The organism is Pseudomonas sp. BN515, assembly GCF_029873155.1.
Lineage (GTDB): Bacteria > Pseudomonadota > Gammaproteobacteria > Pseudomonadales > Pseudomonadaceae > Metapseudomonas.
Genome location: NZ_SSOH01000092.1, coordinates 262,219 through 284,966 on the forward strand (window position 1 = coordinate 262,219; position 22,748 = coordinate 284,966).

The window sequence follows — 22,748 nt, forward strand, 5'->3', positions numbered from 1 at the left end:
GGGCAGTTTTTCCAGTACGCAGGAGGGCGGGACGGTGACGGAGAAGGTGGATCGCTACCGGCAGGCCGCGCGGCGCGAGAGCACCGAGCGTCGCTATCGGCAGGCGCTCGCCCATTTCGAGGAAACCTGGGGTGGTTTCCTGCCCGCCAGCAGTGAGGCGATTGCCCGCTACCTCGCGGATTACGCCGAGACCCTGGCCAGCTCGACCTTGCGGGCGAATCTCTCCGCCCTGGCCAAATGGCACCTGAGTCAGGGCTTTCCCGATCCGACCAAGGCGCCGCAGGTGCGCGAGGTGCTCCGCGGCATCCAGGCCCTGCATCCCCGGCTGGAGCGGCAGGCGGAGCCGCTGCAGTTGACCGAGTTGGCCCGCTGCATCGACTGGCTGATGGCGCAGGAACAGATCGACCGCCACGCCCTGCTGAGCTGCCGCCGCGATCGCGCCCTGATCCTGTTGGGGTTCTGGCGGGCGTTTCGCAGCGATGACCTGTGCCGGCTGCGTGTGGAGTTTGTCGAGGCGCGGCCAGGGGAGGGGATGGACCTGTTCTTGCCCAGCAGCAAGGGCGACCGTGACAACACCGGGCGGTCGTTCACGGTACCGGCGTTGAAACGTCTGTGTCCGGTGGAGGCCTATCTCGAGTGGATTGCGGTCTCGGGATTGCATCAGGGCCCGGTGTTTCGTGCGGTGGACCGTTGGGGCAACTTGGCGGATGAAGGGCTGCACGCTTACAGCATCTCGCGCATCCTCCGTCGGGCGATGGTACGCAGTGGCTTGGAGGGGGAGCGCTACAGCAGCCACTCACTGCGGCGCGGCTTTGCCACCTGGGCCAGTCGCAACCAGTGGAGCGTCAAGGCGCTGATGAGTTATGTCGGCTGGCGCGATGCCAAGGCCGCTTTGCGCTATGTTGAGCCGGAGATGCCGTTCGGCGAGCTGCGCCGCGAATAGCGAATGCGGAACTCGTCTCATGTGCTGGGCTCAGCGTGGCATTGCTTTTTCCTGGTCGATAGATGGAGAAGCGAAATGTTGCCATATGACCAAATTCACCCGACCACCCTGGTCGGGATCAAGCGTCTTGCTAAGACAATCAAGAAAGCCAAGGGAATTCTGCACGCGCAGGCGCTGGATGAGGCTGCTAAGCAGGCGGGGTACCAGAACTTTAGGCACGCCCAACGCGCTCTTTCCTCGAGTGCCGAACCAGGAGCTACCAATGGTCGCGTCTAGGCGCGCGCATCAGAGACGGGCGAATTGGTAGTTGAACGGTATCAATTAAGAGATGCTCTCGGCTCCTCGCAGAGTCATTTACGAGCGGCTTGGCGAAGCCGGATGAACTTGCTGTGCGAGGGTAGACTCGTTCTAGGCCGTTCGACATCTGACCGCCCCATGCGCAGCGGCTCCAGTGCACGGGCGGAGGGCGGGGGAACTGGCTTAAACTTGACTTGCCGGGACCGAGTCGCAGTATCGTCCGATTGAAGGGGATTGCCATGACATCGACACTTGATGGGCCGTATACCGAAATACTGACGCGCGCTACGCAGGTTCTGGGGAGTCGGGACAAGGCCGAGCGCTGGATGGTGACGCCGGCCCTAGGGCTCGAGCGGCGTCGTCCAATTGACCTGCTCGCCAATGCAGAGGACCTGGAAGTGCTCGAGACTTTTCTCGGGCGCATCGAGTATGGGGTCTATCACTGATCCTAAGATTTAGGGCCGCCGTTAACGGCCTGGCGTGACTGCCAGTGAGCCCCTTCGCTAACCCGCTTCGAGGGTTCCGGCATGCGTGAACGACCTGTCCCGTTGCCACCGGGGGCGTTAGCTCGCCAGGCCGTCGATCGCGCTCTGCTCGATGCGGTGATCGCGCTGGTTCGGGAAGCGGGATGCCTGATCGCTGCTGAGGTGGTGCGACCTGGTGGGCCGAGAGGCGCCGGGGACAAGGCCGAAATTGATGGCGAGGTCGAGGTCATGCTGCGCCAGGGACTGACGAAGCTGCTCCCCTGCGATTTTGTTGGTGAGGAAACCGGTGTGCAGCTGACGGGGCATCACTATTGCTGGGTCGTGGATCCCAATGATGGCACCCGTGACTTCCTGCAAGGGCACCTGGGCTCGGCGATATCCGTGGGCTTGCTACGAGAGTGTGTACCGGTGCTGGGCGTCGTCTATGCGCCGATGACGGAGCGCGGGGCGGATTGTATTGCTTGGGTTGAGGGGTTGCCTCAGTTGCTACGCAATGGCGTGTTGATCGTGCCGAGTGTCGCGAAAGGCGGGCTGGCGGAGGGCGTCCATGTCTTTGTCAGCCTCGCCGCGCGTGCCCGACCCACCCAGAACGCCGAGCTCTGTGCGCCTGCATCCTTCCACCCGATGCCGAGCATTGCCTATCGGCTTGCCCGAGTGGCGGTGGGGGATGGGATTGCAGCGGTGTCGTTATACGCGGTGTCGCCCCACGATGTGGTGGCGGGTCACGCGCTGCTGCGGGCAGGTGGCGGTGGCCTTTGGAACGAACGGGGACAGGCCCTGGGCTACGCGACGGCGGCGACATTCAATCAACCAGTCGGGTATTGCTTCGGCGGCGGGGAAATAGCGTGCCAGGAATTGATGAGGCGCCCGTGGCAGATTGTTCTCGCAGACAGAGCATAGGTGTGTGGCGAGCCTACAAGCGGGCAGTCTCCCCCAGACTATGTGAAAACCACTGCTGAGCTCTGCCGCGGGGCCGGAGCACCGAAGGGCCGTATTCGGGGGAGCACGTCACCCCACCGAGCAAAGCTCCTACAGGAGTATCGTGTGCCAGATAAACGAAGGCGTACATGTACCCTGGTGGGAGGTTCTCGATGAAGATCACTGCGATAGAACAGGCCGAATCGGTCAGTGATGTCCTGTGCGACGTCTGTGGCGCTAGCACGCGTGTTGAAGGGGACGGATTGCAATTTGGCACGCTTCGCGCCAGTTGGGGTTATGGCTCGGCCCATGATGGCGAGTGCTATGAGGTCCATCTGTGCGAGCCCTGCTTTTTCAGCACGCTTTCAGGCCTCAGACGTGACCGAATGGTGAACTTCATGTTCAGTGAGGAGGATCAGGACCTCAGCGATTTTGGGCGCGTTGCTCGCGATGATCTGTTCAATGACGGGGGCAGCTCGGCCACCTGATTTCCCTTCTGTGGCAGAAACCATGTGATTGCATTTTCACCCGGGGCGGACCTCGTGCCGGCATGGAAAGGATCCAACACAAAATCTAGAAGCACTAGCAGCAGAGGCAGCCGCTCGAGGAAATGGAATGGCAGCTACGTGAAGCACCGGACGGAACCGTCTCGCCCAAACAACCGAGTTGGTGAATGACAGCGGTCACTGACGTTGGCTGGATTCGAGTCAACTGGCGGCTTTGCGCTGTCTGACCGGCCGGTAGCTACCTGTGGTGAACGGCAACAATCGGCCAAAAGCAGTCTCGCCCATACCAAGCTGAGCACTATTTCACCGAAATAGCACTTGAATGGGCCGACATGGCCTAACAGCAGCACATCGTGCGCCCCTTGTGGGCAACGACTTCTAATCACCGCTCAATGCGTGCCAGTGGAGCGATGATTCTATGCAGCGCCGGTACTTAGTATCAATCTGCCGCGAGGCGAGGCGAACGTATCGTTCGGCTCTCTCACGCTGATCGCCGGATAGATTCTCCAGGTACTCCACGACCTGCGCGGCTGAAGGTGTGGTTTCCGCGCCGTTGAATTTTGGAGGAAGGCCGGTCCATATCACATGATTTACGCCGCGGGCGTTAGCCCATTCGGATAGACCCGGAATCAGTACTGGAGAAGGCTGGCCGACGGACCATCTGCAAACGTGCTTATCGGCATTTTTCTCCGGGATGCCTTCGCGGTAGCGAAGAGCCTCAACGGCGGAGGGGAGATCCGCTGACTCCATCACTGCCCACAGGGAGGGAACCAGCCGTTCGGTTTCGACTAGCACAAGCGTAATTCGCCCATCTTGCGATTGCCTGGCGAACTCCGCTGGTATCAGAGGGCCGTCCTCGAACCATTGCCCCTGAATTGGAAAACCTCTTGGCTCCCAAATTAGGGAGCCCCATCCAAGACAAGCGATGCAAGCCAATGTGCCTCCGTTGAGCTCTGAGTATTGGTTGATGGTGGGGGCTAGCGCGCCAATCGTTCAGCGATCGAAGGGGACGATCTCACGTCTGCTGACTGCGCTTATAAAGCTCAGCGACCCAAGGTGAGTGATTTCCCTTCTGATAAACCAGACAGAGCTCTTTTCGAGGCCGGGTCACGCCGACATAGAAGAGCCGCCGAGCTTCGCGCATGGCCCGCTCCGACTGAGCATCGCGCCAGTTTGGAAAATCTTCGCTGTTGATACCAAACAGGATAGCCGCATCAAACTCGCGGCCTTTGGCGCTGTGGAGGGTGCTCAAGGTCACTCGACCGGAGCCATCTATCCGCCCAGAGAAGACATTAAGTGGCATGTCATGCCCCAGTGCCGGATCGGTCCGCGCTACCAGCTCCGAGCACACCTCCCATTCTTGATGGGTGTTTCGGGCAATTCCCTGCCATAGCGCGATCAGCTCGCGACAGAAGCGGGTCAGCCAATCATGGGTGGTCTCGTTACGATCGATTCCACTGCGCAAAAAGGCCATTAGCTGGCGGGTCATCGCCTGCTCCTCAGCCACGCTTACCCGCCCGCCATACACGATCGCGAGAGCTTGGCTGAGTAGCCGGTGATAGGGTGGTGAGGCATCACGCCATCCTCCTGTGACCCACCGGCTACAAGCTTCGACGAATCGGGCAAGACGGGAATTGCGTTTCACCAGCGCATTACCATCCGTGCGCAGGATGGCGATATCCGTCCCCTTGAGTGCGTCGGCGACCTTGTCTCCGAGCCAGGCAGCACGATAAAGAATCGCAGTTTGCTCAGGTTGAAACCCACGGCCTAGCAGTGAAGGCAGGACGACCTTAGCGATGTGTCGGGCCTGCATGTCGTGGTCGCCCTCTACTGACCAGAAGCTCAGCTCCCCATCGGGAGCCCCTTCCACACCGCAGTAATCGCGTTCTTCGCCAAGCGCCCCCAAGGAGGCCCTGATGATCTTCGCACCTGAGCGGTAGTTGAAGCGGAGGCGGATCGTCTTGACGTCGCTGCGCCCGGTGAGGCTTTGCAGCAAACCAGGATTGGCACCGGTGAACCCATAGATCGACTGATCAGCATCACCGACCGCAAAGAGTCGAATTCCGCTTTCAAAGCAGAGCAGCAGTACCAGCTCATGAAGCGCGTGGCCCAGATCCTGATATTCATCAACAAACAGGACGGGGAAGCGGGCCCTAAGCGCATCGCGAATCCAACTGTGTTCCTTGATCATTCGAAAGGCGATTAGCGGCATGTCATCGAAGTCGATAAGCGCCTTGCGACGTAGCTCCGCCTCGTAAGCCTCGATAAAAGTGGCGAGCTCAGAATTCTTCCCCTTCCAGGCGGGCAGAGTGCGATCAACCTCCCGGCGCCGTTTCTCTTCCGCGAAACGCCAACGATTCTGCGCATTGCCCGCATCGCCGAAAACAGATTTGTAAGCGACTTCGACCGCCGCATGGCACTCGCTGCTCGTCGCAATGCGAAAGTCGCCTGGGAGAAGCTGAGCAATGCAGCGGGCATAGGGCGCAATGACTTGAGTGAGAGCGAAGCTGTGGACAGTGCCGATGAAGCTGCGGTCGCTGTTAGCAACACCGAATTTGGCTAAACGCTCCTCTAGCTCCGTCGCGCACTCGTTGTTGTAGGTAATGCAGGCTACCCCACGCGGATCGACGACATCGTCCATCAGCGCACGCGCCATCGCGGTGGTCAACGTCTTGGTCTTCCCGCTGCCAGGACCAGCCAGAACTACGCAATGCTCGCGCTCAAGGGCTGCATCGTACTGCTCCCGATTGGGCATGAGTTCCGCAAGCGCTTGCGCCAGCGCGAGACGATTAGACATGGGATGCCACGTGCTTGATGGCCGCAGCGATATAGTCCGGCGGAGTCAGCCCAGGCAGCTTGCTCGCGAGCTTTGCACCAAGCCGCCCCTTACCGATATCGGAAACCATGGCGAGGAGCTGAGCAGGATCGACGGGCGTACCCGAACGCCAAGCCTTAATGCGCGCCGAGCGAACAGATCCGAATCCTTGCTCGTCAAGGATGTCCAGCAGTGCCCCTTGGAGACTGGGCGTGTTTGCCACAGCTACTTCGAAGGTCTGATCGTTCAGAAAGATGCCGTACGACGCCCAGGCCTCACTGAAGCTATCGAAGTCAGCTGCTTCACACCATGTGCGATTCTCGGGCGTCAATTGAGTCGCTCCGGGGGCAACTGCACAATAGGCGTCCCAAATTCCCATTGTCCGCGCCTTACCGAGCGGAGGTTTTGTGCCGTCTAGCGGATCCCAATCAGTGACGACCGCAAAAGGCAAGCCGAGACTACCTGCCAGCTTCACGTAGGGAACGAAATTCACACCCGCCACGTTGCAAACGGTGATGCCAAGTTCGTCCAGGCTGTACCCCAGCGCATCTGCGAAGCCCGGGAGCAATGCCTCTTCTGCATCACCCTCGACGAAAATCACGCCTCTCGCGAAGAGCAACTCAGACCGCGTAGCAGTGAGATACCGCTCGATATCGTCGAGCTCCTCAATTGTCACCGGCAGCGCGGCAAGAGAGTAAGCCTGAGACAAACCATCTGGCTTTCGTCGCAGGGTTACGATTGAACGCAACGGAGCGATCGCGGCCAGAGTCGGAGAGTGGCTGGTTACGATCAGAGCCTGCGCGTCGTCAGGGTTCTTGAAGAGCTTGTCGAAGACCGCCCGCTGCAACTGGGGATGGAGGTGCGCCTCAGGTTCCTCAATGCAAAGCAGCGAATAGTTGCGCTCATTTTTTGCGCGCCGCCAGGCAAACTCGGCCAGCTTCAGTGCGATCAGCGCAACGTTCGCGGAGCCCAAGCTTGCTTCCGCGATGCCACGCTTTCCGTCGTCTATGAACATGGCGATAGAGCGGATAAGCCGAAGCGGGTCGGCGGGTGCGAAACGTAGCCGTGCGTTGAGATCATGCGCGCTGCCGGCCAAATCAAGAATGCCAGTGCGTAGCGCACCCTCCAGCGTTTTGACGGATGGGAAGCTCTCCATCTTTGCCGTCGCCGCCTCAAGGTCAGTTGCGACGCTCTCCAGTTCGGCCCGACTGACTGAACCAAACGCATCCTCGAGCAAAGGCCGAAGTGGGGAGTGTCGCCAGGATGCAAGCTGCCCTTCGGCGTCGCGCAAGGCATCAAGCATGTCTATCGCGATACGACGGCGTACGCGGCTGGGAATGCTGCGGGATTCATCCCCACCACCATAGACGATGAACTCACAATCCTCACTGGACTGTGGTGTGCCGGTGACATCGGTTTTTTTGCGATAGGCATAGCTAAGCCGTGCAACCGTTGGATTGGCAGCTGTGCGGAAGTCAGTGAGCAAAGCAACCAGCATGTCGTCGCTATCGAAGTCAGCAAAGTCCAGGTGAACTTCGATTTGAGGGTTCGTTGTCAGATCGCAGCCGTCCCAAAAATCTGACAGTTTCAGCTGTCGCATTGAATCAGGCAGGGTGGGGTCGAGCACCAGGCGAATGGCAAACAGCAGGTTGCTTTTGCCGACACGATTCTCGCCCAGCAACACGATGTTGCCGGCGAGTGGGATATCGACTGATACAAAGTTTCGGAAGTTGCGAATGCTCAAGCTTGCTAGGCGCATGAAATTCCCTCTTGCACGCGGATCTCGTATTTCCGCTTTTACGGGCGTCCTGTCGAATCACCTACCGACGTTCGAGCAAGGAGATTCAGGGCGGATAACCAGTGCGTCTTGGCTGCAATGAATGCACGGTAGCCATTGGCCTCCATCGTAATCGCATCGGCTGCCTCCCGTCTGCTTGAATAGACCTTGAATTCGTAGATGATCAATGGCCGCTCCGCAGCCGATTGCTGCCATTCGCGACAGGCTACTTCCGGCCAAAAGCGAACGCTTAGGGCATAGTAAATTTCCCATTCGGTTGGCTGCTGCCCCTTAGCAATCGATACCGCAGATTTAGTCCACCTGAATGGCGGGCTCTACGTGAGATGTTTGCTTCGGAGCGGTGAGATCGAAAACGGCCTGCTCTTGAGCGGCTAAAACCTTGGCGACCAGTTGGTCGGTCGGCAATTGGTCGTACCGCTCCTTGAGTACCTCACGCAGCCGTATCAACCGCATGTTCGCCGTATCCACCAATGCATCAAAGGTAGTCGCCCTGACGAGGCCATAGTCACGGCCGTTTTCAGAGAGCTTCTTCTCTCTTCCCACGCCCGGAGCGATGGACTGTCCGACGACCCACGCAGCGATATGTGGGGCGCCTTCCATGAGTCCACACGAAGCAATGTCTTGAACGTACCCATCCGCCTGGAAAACTTCATCTCGCGTAAGCTTGAACCCACCTTTTTTAAGCTCAATCAACAGAATGTTCCGCAGTTGAATGACGGCCGTGTCGAAGGGGTCGAACGACTCAATACCGGTCAGTTGGACTGTGCTGCGGTCGGGAAGCACAACAATGTCAGGACGGTTCTTCTCGTTGATGAACTGCGCGTTCTTCCGATGGAACAGTTGCAAGGCAACGGTCTTCAACGTCGCATTCGAGCAATACTCCTGTGATTCGTACTCTGGCCCAAACAGCCAACGTGAGCGCAGGATGAGCGGATGCAGGGTATGAAGCTCGTCGACATTGGGATCACTGGCGAGACGACGAATCGTCTCGATTACGCTCAGGCGATCGTCGATCTCATCCAACACGCGCAGGGCGTCCTTGATCGACCACTCCGTGAGCAGGCGATCAAGCCCATCAACGTCATCAGTTTCCAGTTCAGAAAGCTTTAGAAGCAGGGCAACGCCGCTCTTGGATTTCTCTAGGTTGATCACAGCCTTCACGGCAGTGGCGAGGAAGTCGGGAGGGATCGTGGGATGGGCCTGCGCTACGGCTTTGGTGAACTCCGCGACTTCTATCCGAGCCCCTTGGCCCAGCGACTTCAACTCGCTTCGGTTCTGAAGTAAAGCGTCCGCTGACGTTGCTTCAATCACCTCATTTGCCAGCTCTAATGCTACGTTGCTGACGTGCTCGGCTGTGGCCTTATACAAGTCACCAACAGCTGGTGTTGTGTGGAACCCCGTCCAGTCTGCCAGCACGTGCGGCTCGAAACCTTCTGTGTCGACGATGATCTTGTAGCGTCTTGCAAACCTGGTTCGGCCATCAAAGTTTGCTACTTGACCTATAGCCCAAGATGGATTGCCGACGAGTCTCCGTCCAACCCAGAACGCAATACCTTGGTGGATCGACGAGTGATTCTGTTTGGTCGAGTCAATCACAATCACGGTCGCCTTACGGCCTTCGCCAAGAACCAGTGTTTGCTCGCTCACGCGGCCATCAATCACTGCGAAGGAGAGCAGGTTGCCGTTGAGCCGAATCTGAAACTCCGGGTCATGAATGAAACGCGCAGCAAGAACCGTCTGGATTTCTTCTAGGTCCGGAAAGTGGCGAGAAACTGACACCGTGAGCTTCGTCCCAGTCCCCTGACGCTCTCCAAAGGCTTCGCTTCGCAGTACGAAGGGACTAGGTCCGGATTCTGTACCTACCACAAAGGTGCTCAATTGACCGTCTCGCCACGTATCTACTTGATACTCGTCTGCAAAGCAGAGCAAACCGTGGCGGCCCACGCCGTTACGTCCATATGCCTTTCTGGGCCGATGTTCACGGCCAACTGGAAACTCAACATTGGGGCCCTGGTGCTTGAGTCGGTCATAGCGGAGGGTCATCCAGCGACGTTTAAAGTTCTCCGGGTTCATCCCATGGCCATCATCGGTAATGGTCAGGGTGCCTTCACGCTCTGTCGGCAGGACAATGTCGACCTTCGTCGCGCCTGCGTCCCACGCATTGGCAACAAGCTCGGTCAGCGCGACTTGGGGAACATGCGCCACAGGGCCCAGTTCACGGAGTAGGTAGTCCTCTTCAAAGAGGGACGAATGAAGTGGCTGGTCAGACATCGATCCTCTCCCTTGGATCAATCAGTGCCGACTATCTTGCGGTAGCGCAATGGAAATACCAACAGCCGGTAGTGACCTGCCCCGGAACTGGTGAACATGTAGTTTAGAACTATCCAATGACAGGTGCGTGCCTTCGCCCAATCGCGCCCAATGCCTCGAGAATTCTCACTATCGAGGCTAGAAAATGATCAAGCACATTGTCATGTGGAAGGTGGCCGGCGCTAACGATGCAGAGCGCAGTGCCGCTGCTCAGCGGGTGAAGAAGCTATTCGAGGAGCTGCGCGGGCGTATCCCCGGCATGACTTACCTGGAGATCGGTATCGACTTCTGCGGCCTCGACCATGCCTGCGACGTAGTGCTCTATTCGGAGTTCGAATCCCAAGCTGCCCTCGAGGCCTACGCGACCCACCCCGAGCACCTACGGGTGCGTGATGCACTGACTGGGGTGCGCATCAGTCGTCACCAGGTCGACTACGTGAGTGACCAGATCGAGCAGGTTGTCCATTAATCAGAGACTTCGCAGCGCAGGGGAGCTGCTGAATACGGTTGTTCCTACTCTCCGCGCTTGACCAGAGAGATACCCCGAAAGCAGCCCGACCTAGCTGCCTATCTTTGGACAGGCGATTAGCTGGCAACGATGACAGGAACATGGGATCGCCATAATAAAAGGAGAGTCCCATGTCGACCTGTTCCTCCCAAACCGCTGCCCTGAGTGAGCGCATCGCCACCGAATGGGCGTGCGAACGACTCGTCAAACAGTTCGCGCAACTGAACGATTACCAGGATCACGACGGCATCGCTGCGCTGTTTGTCGAGGATGCGCGCTTCTCGCGCCCCCTGGCTCCTGACGATTATTTCCAGGGTCGTGAAGCCATTCGTGCCATGTTCCGCGACCGGCCAAAGCGCCTGGCTCGGCACATCATGACCACCATCGTGATCGAGCAGACGTCTCCGACTACCGCCCGTGGCCGGAGCTACCTCACCTACGTATCCAATGGAAATGCTGAGGCCCCGCAACCTGCGCCGCTCGAGGGTGTGCCGATGTATGGCCAGTTCGACGACGAGTTCGTTCTCACCGATGCAGGTTGGCGTTTCGCCTTGCGTCGCGGCAGCGTGATCATCACGGGTTGAGGTCTTTCTCATGTTGGATCAAGACTTCCGCCGCTGGCAGGTTGGCCAGGTACGCATCACTCGAATAGTCGAAACAGCGCCGGTTGTCTCACCGGTGACGCTGATGTTTCCCGACGAAAGCGATGCCCTGATCACACCCCATCATGGCTGGCTGAAACCTCATTTCCTCTCGCCTGAAGGGGAAATGCTGGTCGCCTGGCAATGCTTCATCGTTGAAACGCCGGATCGCCGAATCCTGGTCGATACCTGCATCGGCAACGATCGCAAGCGCTACTTCGACATCTTCAACGACATGCACAACCCCTTCCTGGAGGACCTGCGTCGGGCAGGGTACCCGCCGGAAAGCATCGACACAGTTCTGTGCACCCACCTGCACTACGACCACGTCGGCTGGAACACTCACTTCGTTGATGGTCGTTGGATCCCCACCTTCCCCAATGCCCGTTACCTGTTCGGTCGCGTCGAGTGGGACTACATGATCGGTCTGGCCGAGTCGGGTGACTGGCAGCACGCCGGGCATGTGCCGGATTCGCTGCAACCCATCATGGATGCTGGCTTGGCTGATCTGATCGATGTGGACTTCCAGGTGTGCGAAGAGATTCGGCTCTTCCCGACCCCGGGCCATACCCCCGGGCACGTGAGCGTGCACATCGAGTCGCAAGGCGATGTGGCCGTCATTACCGGGGACATCATGCATCACCCGCTGCAGATGGCCATCCCCGACAAGCCCTGCGCCTTCGACCATGACAAGGAACAGGCCTGCTGCACACGTCGCAGCTTCTTGACCCGCTACCAGGACAGCAACGCCCTGGTGATCGGAAGTCATTTCCCCGAGCCCACCGCCGGCCACGTACGCAGCGATCAGAGCGCTTGGCGCTTCGACACCTAACCCGCTGGACAACAACAATCTGGAGATCCCAGCATGACCCAAGCTACCAATGCCAACGAGCAGCTCGTGCTCGACTTCTTCACCACCCTGAGCAGTGGTGATCTGAATGCCCTCCGTGAGTACATCGATCCGGATACCACTTGGACGCCGATGATCGAGAACGTCCCGGGTGCCGGTACTCACACCGGTGCAGCCATTTGCGATGAGTTCCTGGCTCCGGTACGTGGGCTCTTTGTCGACGGTGACCCCAAGGTTCACGTCGACAGCCTGGTCTCCAGCGGCGACAAGGTCATGTGCGAGACCCGCGGCATTGGCATGCTCCGTAATGGCCGCGAGTACAACAACCTCTACGCTTGGGCATTTATCATCCGTGGCGGTCGTATCAAGACCATTCGCGAGTACATGGATAGCCACTACGTGATGGTTAACATCATGGGTGCCCAGTCATGAGCCATGACTTTCGCGGCTACACGGTCCTGATTTCCGGCGCAGGCCGTGGGCTAGGTCGCTCAACTGCTCAGCACCTGGCCAGCCTCGGTGCCATCGTCGGCGTAAGTGACATCGATTCGAACAATTGCGACGAAACGGTGCGGCTCATTCGAGCAGCAGGCGGAATTGCGCATGGCTATGTTGCTGACCTCGCCTCGCGGGAATCCTTCCTCAAAGTCGCGGCAAGATTCGCTGACCAGGCCGGCCCGCTCGACGCAGTGCTCAACAACGCCTCGGTGCTGCGTTACGAGCCCATCGAGGCCATCAGCGAGTCGACGTTGGACCTGATGATTGGCGCTGGCCTGAAGACCGTGTTCTGGGGCGCCCAGGCGCTACTGGCCAACATGGATCCCGAGCGTGGGGGCGTTCTTCTCAACTACGCCTCTCCCGTGTCCTATCACGGCTACGCGAACACCTCCGTCTACACCTCGGTGAAAGGGGCCGTTCTGGCGGTGACCCGCTCCATGGCCGCAGAACTGGGTCCGCGTGGCGTGCGAGTCAATGCCATCGCCCCCGGCTCGGTGCCAACGCCCGGTGCGGTGGCTTACGTATCGCAAGAAGAGTACGCAAAGCGCGCCGCGAGCATTCCGCTGCGCCGACTTGGCGAAGACGACGACATAGCTCGGGCCATCGCTTTTCTACTGAGCCCGGAAGCCAGTTTCGTACACGGCTCTGTCCTTTGTGTGGATGGCGGCATCGTTGCGGCCGGCTAATTCTTTCGTGAGGAACCCATGAGTACAGCTACCCTCAAACGCCGCTACTTTGCGGAAGAGCGCCTTCAGCATCTGCGTTCGGTGATCGAGCAGGACGTCGCCCGGGGCGACTACCACGGTGCCGTCATTCGCGTTTCGCTCGGCGATCAGATCGGCCTGGACTTGGCCATTGGCAGTGCCGATGCCGATCAAACCAAACCGCTGGCCCGCGATTCGGTCTTCAGCATCTTCTCGCTCACCAAGGCTCTTACCAACGTCCTCGCCTTGCGTGCGGTGGAGCTCGGTCGACTCGCATTGACCACGCGTGTTATCGACATCATTCCGGAGTTCAAAGGTACTCCCCGCGAGCATGTGACGCTCTACCACCTTCTGACCCATACCACCGGCATGCCTGGCGTGTGGATCCCCAAGGCCGACATGTATCAGGACCGCCTGGACGAACTGGTCCAGGCCGTCTGCGACAATGTGCATGGCACGGTGCCGCCTGGGCAGCGTTGTGACTACTCACCCGTGGCCAACCAAGTGCTAATCGGCGAGATGTTGCGTCGAACTGATCCTCAAGGCCGTAGCTTCAACGATCTGATCCGCGAAGATCTCTTTGAACCGCTCGGCATGCGCGACACCAACATGGGGGTACGGCCGGATCTTCGCTCTCGCAAGGTAGTACCGGACATGCGCGGGGTAATTCCCATTAAGTGTCTTGGGCGCACCCAACCGGGGCCTTTCAGTCTGTTCGAAGAAGAGGTATGCGAGGCTCCGCACGTAGGGGCGGTATCTACCACCGCGGATATGTGGCGATTCGCTGAGATGCTTCGCTGCGGCGGTGAGCTCGACGGCGTTCGTATCCTGTCGCCGCGGATGATTGAAGTGGCGCGGAAGAACCATACCGGTGATCTCTACAACGAGCTGTACCGTGGCGTAGCGCTGCGGGCCGGTTGGTACGATCCGCCGCCTGCCTACATTGGCCTGGGTTTCAGCGTGCGCGGTGAGCGCATCGTTCATCACCAGTTCGGCACCCTGACCTCGACCGAGACGTTCGGCAACTACGGTGCGGGCACGACCATGTTCTGGATCGACCCAAGCCTGGATCTGGTGTTCACCTGCCTGACCGCAGGCGTTATGACCCAGGCAGCCAACATCCAGCGCTTCCAGCGGCTGTCCGATCTCGCTGTCTCGGCTGTGGTGTGAGGAAAGGCCATGAACGAAATATTCGACTACGTAATCGTCGGCGGTGGCTCTGCCGGCTGTGTCCTGGCCAATCGCCTGTCGGCGAATGGCCGCAACTCGGTGGCACTCATCGAGGCGGGCCCGAAGGATGACCACTGGGTACTGACCATCCCGACCGGTGTAGCTGCGGCGCTGAGCAAGCCTCAGTTCAGCTGGGGTTACGAGAGTACGAACCAGGCCGGCCTTGGAAATCGGCCGTTTGTGACTCCTCGGGGCAAGGTCCTGGGAGGGTCGAGCTCGGTCAATGGCATGGTCTACTTCCGGGGGCATCCGGCAGACTTCGATGATTGGGCGGAGAAGGAAGGTGCCACTGGCTGGAGCTATCGTGAGGTGCTGCCGTACTTCATTCGCTCCGAGGACAATCCGCCCTTTGCGGGCTCGCCTTATCACGGTACTGGCGGTGAGATGCGCGTGGCTAACCCGCCGCGACCGAACCCGCTTGTGCACAGCTTCGTCAAAGCCAGTACCGGACTTGGGCTTCCGGCTTGCGATGACTTCAATGGTGCTGATCCGGAAGGCGTAGGCCTGCGACAGGCGACTATTCGCGATGGGCGCCGCGAGTCCATGTCGACGGCTTTCCTGCGCCCGGCGCGCGACCGCCAGAACCTCACGGTCATTACCGACGCGCTGGTTGAAAAGGTACTGATCGAAAACGGCCAGGCCGTTGGTGTCAGGTACCTGGTTGGTGATCAGCCGAAGGAGGTCCGGGCTCGCCTGGAGGTCATCTTGTCCGCGGGTGCCTATGGTTCTCCTGCGGTTCTGCTGCGTTCCGGTGTGGGTGATACCCAGGAACTGCAGCGGCTCGGTATTACAGTGAAGCACCATCTTCCGAGCGTAGGTGTCGGTCTCCGAGACCATCCAAGTGCAGCTGTCCAGGTATACACAGACAAGGACTACACCTCGTACGGTGTGTCGGCGCGCTCGATGCTGAGAAACATCGGTAATCTGGCCGAGTACCTGCTCTGGCGCCGTGGCCCGATCGGTGGAAACGTATTCGAAGCTACTGCATTCTTGCGGACTTCCCCTGAGGTCGAACGACCAGACCTGCAGCTCGTGTTCATGCCGGCGCATCGCGGGCCAAAGCCGACGCTACTTCCCATCGGTCATGGCTACGGAATCCTCTCCATCGCCGCTCGCCCGAAGAGCTACGGCCGTGTGAGCCTGGCGAGTGCCGACCCGGCGGCTAAACCGCTGATCGATCCTCGCTTCTATGAGGACGAGGACGATCTGGCGGTGGTTCGCCATGGTCTCAAGCTTGCTCGACGGATCCTCAATCAATCCGAGTTCAGCCCGTATGGTTCGAGAGAGATCCTGCCCGGCGCTGCTGTTCGGGATGAGGCAGCACTGGATGAGTACATTCGCCGAACCACGGTCACGGTCCACCATCCGGGCTGCAGTTGCCGTATGGGAAGTGACCCGGAGACCACGGTCGTGGATCCGCAACTAAAAGTCCGTGGGATTCGCGGTTTACGAGTGGTTGATGCTTCGGTTTTCCCGACGCTGATCGCCGGCAACACCAACGCAGCGGTGGTGATGATCGCTGAGAAGGCGGCCGACATGATCCTCGGCAATCGAGCGCCCGCACCCGTCGACGTACCCTACGCGGGGTCGGCGAGAGACCTGGCCACGGCGTGACGTCTGGAAAAAAAGAGGCCTGCGAATGCAGGCCTTTTTCTTTTGTCCCAGGCAGCGGATGTCAGTCGAGAGAAAGGTCGGTTGAGGCGAACTCGCGCACTGATTGACGTGTAGCCTTGGATTCTCTGGCACAAAGAAAAACGCTCCGTACATTGTCGGAGCGTTCCTCTTGTTCAGCAGGGCGTACTGCCCCTGGGCTTACTCGATCTCTTCGGTGTGTCGCAAGGTACTGGTCGTACCACCAACCAGCGACTTTGCCTTGTCGCTACCGCTGCGCTGCTGGTCTTCCGGGACCACCGACTCGCGCCAGCCCACTTGATACGGGCGGCTTTCGAGACCGAAGATCGACATCAATGCGACGCGCATGGTGTCGGTGTCTTCGACCAAGTGTAGGAAGTTCTGTTCGTCCTCGAGGCGCTTCTGCGGATCGGCCTCCTGGGTCCGACGCTTGAACTCGATGGCCGTCGGGTTCGCGATCTCCAGGAAGATCCGGCGACGCTCATAGGCGTACCAGTCCAGCACATCGTCACTGGTCTCACCATTGAGAACTTTAGCGAGCAGGTCGACCAGCGTCACTGCATCCTGAATGCCGGAGGTGAACCCCATGCCGCCAATGGGATTGGTTGCATGGGCCGCATCGCCCGCGAGCAGAACGCGGCCGGCACGATAGGAGGAGGCGGAGCGTTGATGCACGCGGTAAGAGTTCGCACGGACCAGACGATATTCAGCGCCTTCCGGCAGCCAATGGCGTAAGCGCTGGTCTACTCGATCCAGGCGCTCTTGTTCAGTCAACTCGCTGTCTTCGCCGTAAGCGACTCGCCAGAGGCCGCTGTTGTCGATCCGGGCAATCACCGCCCAGTTCACCGGGTCCGACACCATGTTGGAGTCGGCAAAGCCGTGCTTACCGAAGTCGAACTCGATGTTGGTGGCCATAAACGTGTCGGGCCAGGTGAAGCCATCGAAGGTGGCCCCGATCAGCTTGCGTACGGTACTGCGTGCGCCGTCTGCCCCGATCAGCCAATCTGCCGCGATCACATGCTGGCCAGTGGCGTCGCTCACGGTGGCGAGCACCTGGTCGTCTCGCTGCTCGATGGCTTCGAGCGTCGTTCCCCATTTCACCTCGGTACCCGGTAGCGCGAGCAAGCGCTCGAGCACCATGTTGGCCAGGACGTCCTGACCGAAATGCAGGATGAAGTGATAGGGCGTGAGGTCCTGGACCAGGCGATGGTCCATGCGTCCAACATTTCCGCTTTGGGCGAAGTAGCACTGGTAGTCGTAGCTCTCCGGGCCCAGCTTGCGGGCCTCGTCGAGCAGGCCAAGTTTATCGAGGGCCTTTACAGTAGATGGCAGATAGACCATGGCCCGGGGCGAGTCGATGACCTGGGTTTCGCGGTCGATCAGAGTGACTCGAGCCCCCTTGAGGGCCAGACCGTAGGCCGAGACGATGCCGGCAGGGCCCGTGCCAACGACAAGAACATGCTTTCCAGAACTCATTTGCTGTACCTCTTGTTATTTTTCGAACCGAAGGAGTGACGGAACACGGCGCCCTGTTACGGAGCGAATGCAGCCATGGCTGGGGCGGTGTCGGTGTACTCACGAACCTGGCGCAGTAGGCCGTCTTGAGCGATGAAGAGAAAGTGGTAGTGGTTGATGTAATTCCGGCCGTTCGACAGTTGGGCGTTGCCGCTGAGCTGAACCGCAACCCGTTCGCCTTGTTCGGTCACGCCCTCGATGGTGAAGCGCATAGTGCGAATGACCGGAATGACCTGGGCGAGGAAGGCGGCAAAACCGTCCTTGTTCATCTCGCCGGTATTCGGCAGCCAAAAGACCGCATCGTCACTTGTCAGGGATAGGGCGCCAGGCAGGTCTCCGGTCTCGATGCGTGCGAGATAGTCCAGGGCCAGCTGCTTGTTCAGGGAGTCACTCATAGCGTCCCCCCTCAGCGACGCAGCAGCATGCTGAGCAGGAAGACGACCAGCTTGGCATTGAGCAACTGGAAACCGCCCCGCAGTTCCTCAGGGCGCAGTTGGGCGCTGATGGGCATGGCGCCAAACGCAGTGCCTTTGAGAACCAGTCGGTTCCCATCGCGCTCCAGCTCCTCGATCTTCATCAGTTCGCTGCCGTCGGGTGAGTAGAGTTTCATCTGCTTATGCCTTGTTGAATTGGCTGAATTTCATCTTGAGGTCGTCGAAGACGCGCATCGCCGCAGCACGGCCAGCGCCGAATACACCGCCACCTGGATGCTGGAACGGGCCGACCAGGTATAGGCGGTCGACGCCTGGAACGGTGTTGCGGCCAAGGTCCGGAGTGGGGCGGTGGGCTCCGAACTGGTGTTGGTGACCGGCGATGCCATGCAGGTCGCCGCGCTGGAAACTGGGGGAGGTGCGCTGCATATCGAGGGGCGTATCGATGTGGCGGCCGATGATCAGGGCGCTGTCCAGGTTGTGGAAGTACGGCGCCATCCGGTCCAGCAATTGGTCTGCGTACTCTTCCTTGATGCTGTCCCAGTATTCGGCAGGATTTGCTCCGATTTCGAACGGGACATAGGCCCAGGCATGCATGGTGGCTTTACCGGCAGGCGCTCGGCTCGGATCGATATTCGTCGGTGACGCGAGGGCCAGCAGGGGGTCCTTGGGCAGCTGGCCGTAGCGCACGTCGTCGAACGAGCGGCGGAAGCGATCTTCACTGACAGGCAGCAGCTCGATGAAGGCGGCTTGGTCGACGTGATCGCCTGCGCGGAAACGCAGCTTCTCGTGCAGCGAGGCGTGGATTGTGATGCAGGCGCAGGGTGAGGTGGTGGTGCGTTCGGCGCGCTCGAAAACCTGGGGAGCAACGCCGGCGTCTTCCAAGTAGCCGCGCAGCAGGTGCGGGTGGATACCGCCGATGATGGCATCGCGTGCTTCGAAACGTCGGCCATCGTGTGTGCGAACACCGGTTGCCCGGCCGCCGCGCGTCTCGATTGCGGCAACGTCCACTTCCGAGATCACTTCACCGCCATGATCCTCGATGCAACGAATCAGCGCGGCCGTGAGCGCGCCACTTCCGCCAACAGGGATGCCGATGCCGTATTTTTCCATGAACGCGAGGAACATGAAGAGGCTGATACCGGAACCGAGCTCTTCAGGGCTGGCCAGGTTTTCACCTACCATGCGTGCGAAGTGCAGGCGGACCTTCTCATGCTCGAACCACTCGGTGATGATTTCCCAGCTGCTCTTCATCATGGTGGCGAACATTTCCCGGCCTTCCGGGCTCTGGTCCATCATGGCGAACTGGGCGCCCATGGGGACCGGCGCTGAGTACAGGGTTCCGATCAGCATCGGCAGGTAGTGGGCGGCGATCTCGGAGAAGCGGAGGTAGGCCTCGGCGTCCTTCTGGGAGAACTTCGCAAGCTCCTGGTAGTTGCGTTGGCGGTCCCGGTACAGGCTGAGCGTGGTGCCGTCGTCGAAGACGGAGATCAGTGGTACTTCCGGATAGATGTACTGGAGGCCGTACTTGCTCAGGAGGCCGAGTTCGTCATTGCGAATCAGCGGGTTGGCCTGGATGAAGATATGGCCAACGCTGTGTTGGTCATGGCGAAAGCCCGGGACCGTCAATTCGCGGGTGACAACGCCGCCGCCAAACCAGGGGTTTCGTTCCAGCACCAGGACTTTCTTGCCGGCAGCCGCCAGGTAGGCGGCTGCGACCAGACCATTGTGGCCTGAGCCAATGGCAACAATGTCGTAAACCGTGGACATGCTTGGTACCTCTTGTTTTTGTCAGATCGCGTGAATCAACGATGCGACATGCCAAAAGGCCAAGCACCTATCCATGGATAGCGGGAAAGGGGAGGGAACCAGCTGCAGGAAGGCTTCTTCTTGCAGCCGTTGATTAACGCAGGATACCTAGTTGACGGGCGCGGTCAGCTGCCTGGGAGCGGCGACGCACACCGATCTTGTCGTAGATCTGCTGCAGGTACCATTTGACCGATCCTTCCGTCATTCCAAGCTTGATCCCGATTTCTCGATTCAGAAGGCCCATGGCGACCATCTCGAGGATGTCCAGTTCGCGGCTGTTCAGGGCACCATAAATGGCTTCCCCTTGGGTCGGAGCCGGCGCAGCCGCGATCGTGCGACTTCCCTCCATGCTTTCCAGTAGTGAGCTGGCAAAGGCATCGGCAGGTTCACCATCAATGACCGCCGCTTGCAGCTGGTCACTGAGAAGACGGGCAAGCCATTCTCCTTCGTCCAGGAACACCCGCTTGAAGCCACAGGGTGCAGCTTGGAACAGGGCACGACGCAGGACTCGTTGCGCCGCCCTTTGATCCCCCGTTAGCACCGAAAGATGAGCAATGATGATGCCCCAGCGCAACATGCTTCGAACTGCATTAGCGCCTTCGAGGTGGCGGTGCCATAGCTTGGCCAGGCCAAGGGCCTCTGCCAGGCGGTCTTCGGCTTGTGCAACCCTTACCCACACCAGCGCACGTGCTTCGTCGAGGGTGGTGATATTCGCGTGGGGTGCGACGTCGCTGGCCGGGCCGCGCAGTTGGTTCTTGCGGCCCAGGCGAACAACCTCGTCAGTCTCACCTTGCCGGAGCAGCCACTTCAATCGCTCCGCAAGACTGAAGAGACGCAAACGCTCGAAGTCGTGCTCGGTAGCGAACACGTCCGCCTCGTCCAGCATCCGGAAGGCCGTTGCCTTGTCTCCGTCGAGCATGGAGATACGCGCGTGGGTAAGCCAGCCGGCGATTGCCTGGTCAACAAACCCCAGGTAGCAGGCTTGTTGCAAATGCGCATCGAGCAACTTGCGTGCTTGCGGGATTTCGTCCCGCTCATAGTGCACCTTGGCCAGATTCACTGCGATCATCGCAGCCAAAGGGGAACGATGCCCAGCCAATTGCGTGGCTGAGCGCAACGCAGTGCCCAGGCTCTGTATGGCTGCCTGGGTGCGACCGGCCATGAGCCTGGATGGGCCGACAATCGCACTATGGAACACTTGGGCCAGATCGTTGGGAAGGCGCTTGAAGTATTCGATGCAAATAGTGTTCAGGCGCTCCACTTCGTCGAGTTGGTAGGACTCGCGGCGAGCATAGATCTGGGTGGTGAATAGACTGCCGCGCACTAGCGGATGAGCGTCGGCATAGTTGTCGATGAGGAACTGAGTTTGAGCTTGCAGTGGCCTGACCTGGTCGGAAAGCAAGTTCAGCATGAGCTCTCTGTGCAGCAGTTCATTGCGCAACTTGGTAATGCGGTCCAGGGGAAGCAGATGGTCATGCTCAATCTGCTCTAGGCGTCCCCGGGCTTTCTCCAGTAGCGCCTTACAAGTCTCGAACTCCCAACGCATCTCCAACTGCCAGATCTGGCTGAGAATGATCGCTGGGAACCGAATGATGATGTCCTCCGGAAGTTTTTCCGCCAGCGCCCAGGCATTTTCGTGTGAGCTGAAAATGTCCTCGCCGTACGTGTCCATGATTTCTGCAGCTCGCAGGTAGTCCCTGGCTGCGATGGCCTGATTGTAGGCTTCCACATAATCGCCGGCCTGGACCAGCCAGTCGCTTGCAGCCATGTGCAGCCGTAGAGAAAGTCCCTCATCCTTCTTTTGCAGTTCGCGGCGAAGAAATTCGGCGAACAGGGGGTGGAATCGATACCAGCGCTGCTCCTCATCGATCGCTGTCAGGAACAACCCGAGACTTTCGCACTGATGCAGCATGTCCTGGCCGTCCTGGCGCCGGGTCAGCGTATTGCACAGGGATGCCTCCAGTCGATCAAGCACCGAGGTGTGAAGCAGGAAGTCGCGAATTTCCGCGGGCTGTCGCGAGAGTACGTCCTGCAGGAAGAAATCGGCGAACTGCCTCCGCTCGCCGGAGAAGTTGGCCAGGTTGTAAATCTGATCCGGATCGCGACGAAGCAGTAGCGCGACCAAGGTCAGACCGCCGGTCCATCCCTCCAGTCGTTCTTCCAACTGACATACCTGATCATCTGGAAGCGTACCGACGCCGTGGTGCTGAAGCAGTGCCACCGTTTCTTCGTGGTTCAGGCGAAGATCGCGAATGTTCAGGTCCGCGACCAGGCCATGCATTCGTTGGCGGGCCACCGACAGGCAGGGCTCTCCTCTGAATGTCAGTACGAAATGCAGATGGGCGGGGGCCCGCTCGATCAACATCGACAGGCAGCGAACCGCATCGCTGCCGGCCAGGTAGTGGACATCGTCGATGAACAGGTACAACGGCCGCTGATCGTCTTGCAGCAGTTCCAGCAGGCTGGTCAAGGCCCTGGTTAGACTGGTCTCTCCGACACGAGTCAGAACGCTGCTGGGGGGAATAGGTTGGTCGACCAGTTCGAGCGCGGCCTTCAGGTAGGCGCTGAATATTGCAAGGTCATTGTCTCCCTCATCCAGGGACAGCCAAGCGGTACGAGCGCCATTCTGGGCCAATTGGGCGTGGTACTGCCTGAGCAGTCCGGTTTTGCCGTACCCCGCTGGCGCCTGCACCAAGGTCAACGGTATGGCGGCCGCTTCTGTCAGGCGCTTGAGCAAGCGGGGCAACGGGGTAAGTCCCGTGCTGGCCGGAGAGGGGCTGAGCTTGGAGGCAAGTAGTGAAATCTGCAGTGGCGACTGCTGATGCTGTGGAATGGAGTGTTGATGGCTACTGCGCATT

The 22,748-nt window shown here is 59.5% G+C and carries 20 protein-coding genes; 12 read left to right on the forward strand and 8 right to left on the reverse strand.

Going from position 1 to position 22,748, the window contains the following annotated elements; all coding sequences use genetic code 11:
- The first annotated feature begins 34 nt into the window (after nucleotides 1-34).
- The 5 genes from E8E91_RS26860 (at nucleotide 35) to E8E91_RS26880 (ending at nucleotide 3,131) form a co-directional block, all read left to right on the forward strand.
- The gene (locus E8E91_RS26860; RefSeq protein WP_280380115.1) at nucleotides 35-943 is read left to right on the forward strand and encodes a site-specific integrase; all 909 of its coding nucleotides are present in this window, start codon (nucleotides 35-37) and stop codon (nucleotides 941-943) included.
- Nucleotides 944-1,018: 75 nt separating this feature from the next.
- Nucleotides 1,019-1,219 carry a hypothetical protein gene (locus tag E8E91_RS26865; protein ID WP_280380117.1) on the forward strand — a complete coding sequence of 67 codons (201 nt, stop codon included), beginning with the start codon at nucleotides 1,019-1,021 and terminating at the stop codon, nucleotides 1,217-1,219.
- 260 nt (nucleotides 1,220-1,479) lie between these two features.
- Complete coding sequence (locus E8E91_RS26870; protein ID WP_280380119.1) at nucleotides 1,480-1,686, forward strand: antitoxin Xre/MbcA/ParS toxin-binding domain-containing protein; 207 nt, start codon at nucleotides 1,480-1,482, stop codon at nucleotides 1,684-1,686.
- Between the two features lie 81 nt (nucleotides 1,687-1,767).
- Nucleotides 1,768-2,625, forward strand: coding sequence for an inositol monophosphatase family protein (locus E8E91_RS26875; protein ID WP_280380121.1), 858 nt, complete (start codon nucleotides 1,768-1,770; stop codon nucleotides 2,623-2,625).
- Between the two features lie 191 nt (nucleotides 2,626-2,816).
- Nucleotides 2,817-3,131 (forward strand): hypothetical protein, encoded by a 315-nt coding sequence (locus E8E91_RS26880; RefSeq protein ID WP_280380122.1) that lies wholly within the window; start codon nucleotides 2,817-2,819, stop codon nucleotides 3,129-3,131.
- A gap of 1,033 nt (nucleotides 3,132-4,164) precedes the next feature.
- Here the strand turns inward: E8E91_RS26880 and E8E91_RS26885 are convergent.
- The 3 genes from E8E91_RS26885 to E8E91_RS26895 all read right to left on the reverse strand — a co-directional run bounded on the left by E8E91_RS26885 (nucleotide 4,165) and on the right by E8E91_RS26895 (nucleotide 10,033).
- A complete protein-coding gene (locus E8E91_RS26885; RefSeq protein WP_280380124.1) occupies nucleotides 4,165-5,946 on the reverse strand; it encodes an ATP-dependent helicase in 1,782 nt (593 codons plus the stop codon).
- On the reverse strand, nucleotides 5,939-7,723 hold the full coding sequence (locus E8E91_RS26890; protein WP_280380126.1) for an AAA family ATPase: 1,785 nt from the start codon (nucleotides 7,721-7,723) through the stop codon (nucleotides 5,939-5,941). The genes E8E91_RS26885 and E8E91_RS26890 overlap by 8 nt, the downstream gene beginning before the upstream one ends.
- A gap of 330 nt (nucleotides 7,724-8,053) precedes the next feature.
- The gene (locus E8E91_RS26895) at nucleotides 8,054-10,033 is read right to left on the reverse strand and encodes an ATP-binding protein (protein WP_280380128.1); all 1,980 of its coding nucleotides are present in this window, start codon (nucleotides 10,031-10,033) and stop codon (nucleotides 8,054-8,056) included.
- 184 nt (nucleotides 10,034-10,217) lie between these two features.
- On the opposite strand from E8E91_RS26895, the gene E8E91_RS26900 reads away from it, so the two are divergent.
- The 7 genes from E8E91_RS26900 (at nucleotide 10,218) to E8E91_RS26930 (ending at nucleotide 16,117) form a co-directional block, all read left to right on the forward strand.
- Nucleotides 10,218-10,541: a Dabb family protein gene (locus E8E91_RS26900; protein ID WP_280380130.1), complete on the forward strand. Its 324-nt coding sequence runs from the start codon at nucleotides 10,218-10,220 to the stop codon at nucleotides 10,539-10,541.
- A 170-nt stretch (nucleotides 10,542-10,711) separates the two neighbouring features.
- Nucleotides 10,712-11,164 carry a nuclear transport factor 2 family protein gene (locus tag E8E91_RS26905; protein ID WP_280380131.1) on the forward strand — a complete coding sequence of 151 codons (453 nt, stop codon included), beginning with the start codon at nucleotides 10,712-10,714 and terminating at the stop codon, nucleotides 11,162-11,164.
- Nucleotides 11,165-11,174: 10 nt separating this feature from the next.
- A complete protein-coding gene (locus E8E91_RS26910) occupies nucleotides 11,175-12,053 on the forward strand; it encodes an MBL fold metallo-hydrolase (protein WP_280380133.1) in 879 nt (292 codons plus the stop codon).
- A 33-nt stretch (nucleotides 12,054-12,086) separates the two neighbouring features.
- Nucleotides 12,087-12,503, forward strand: coding sequence for a nuclear transport factor 2 family protein (locus E8E91_RS26915; protein ID WP_280380135.1), 417 nt, complete (start codon nucleotides 12,087-12,089; stop codon nucleotides 12,501-12,503).
- A complete protein-coding gene (locus E8E91_RS26920) occupies nucleotides 12,500-13,255 on the forward strand; it encodes an SDR family oxidoreductase (protein ID WP_280380137.1) in 756 nt (251 codons plus the stop codon). Before E8E91_RS26915 ends, E8E91_RS26920 begins: the two co-directional genes overlap by 4 nt.
- A gap of 18 nt (nucleotides 13,256-13,273) precedes the next feature.
- The gene (locus E8E91_RS26925; RefSeq protein ID WP_280380138.1) at nucleotides 13,274-14,443 is read left to right on the forward strand and encodes a serine hydrolase domain-containing protein; all 1,170 of its coding nucleotides are present in this window, start codon (nucleotides 13,274-13,276) and stop codon (nucleotides 14,441-14,443) included.
- A 9-nt stretch (nucleotides 14,444-14,452) separates the two neighbouring features.
- A complete protein-coding gene (locus E8E91_RS26930; RefSeq protein WP_280380140.1) occupies nucleotides 14,453-16,117 on the forward strand; it encodes a GMC family oxidoreductase N-terminal domain-containing protein in 1,665 nt (554 codons plus the stop codon).
- Between the two features lie 198 nt (nucleotides 16,118-16,315).
- Here E8E91_RS26930 and E8E91_RS26935 read toward each other — a convergent pair whose 3' ends face one another.
- From E8E91_RS26935 to E8E91_RS26955, 5 genes are all read right to left on the reverse strand, one after another.
- On the reverse strand, nucleotides 16,316-17,611 hold the full coding sequence (locus E8E91_RS26935; RefSeq protein ID WP_280380142.1) for an NAD(P)/FAD-dependent oxidoreductase: 1,296 nt from the start codon (nucleotides 17,609-17,611) through the stop codon (nucleotides 16,316-16,318).
- Between the two features lie 56 nt (nucleotides 17,612-17,667).
- A complete protein-coding gene (locus E8E91_RS26940; protein WP_280380143.1) occupies nucleotides 17,668-18,045 on the reverse strand; it encodes a nuclear transport factor 2 family protein in 378 nt (125 codons plus the stop codon).
- 11 nt (nucleotides 18,046-18,056) lie between these two features.
- A complete protein-coding gene (locus E8E91_RS26945) occupies nucleotides 18,057-18,260 on the reverse strand; it encodes a hypothetical protein (RefSeq protein WP_280380145.1) in 204 nt (67 codons plus the stop codon).
- A gap of 4 nt (nucleotides 18,261-18,264) precedes the next feature.
- A complete protein-coding gene (locus E8E91_RS26950) occupies nucleotides 18,265-19,851 on the reverse strand; it encodes an NAD(P)/FAD-dependent oxidoreductase (protein WP_280380148.1) in 1,587 nt (528 codons plus the stop codon).
- Nucleotides 19,852-19,984: 133 nt separating this feature from the next.
- Complete coding sequence (locus tag E8E91_RS26955; protein WP_280380149.1) at nucleotides 19,985-22,747, reverse strand: LuxR C-terminal-related transcriptional regulator; 2,763 nt, start codon at nucleotides 22,745-22,747, stop codon at nucleotides 19,985-19,987.
- Between the last annotated feature and the right edge of the window lies 1 nt (nucleotide 22,748).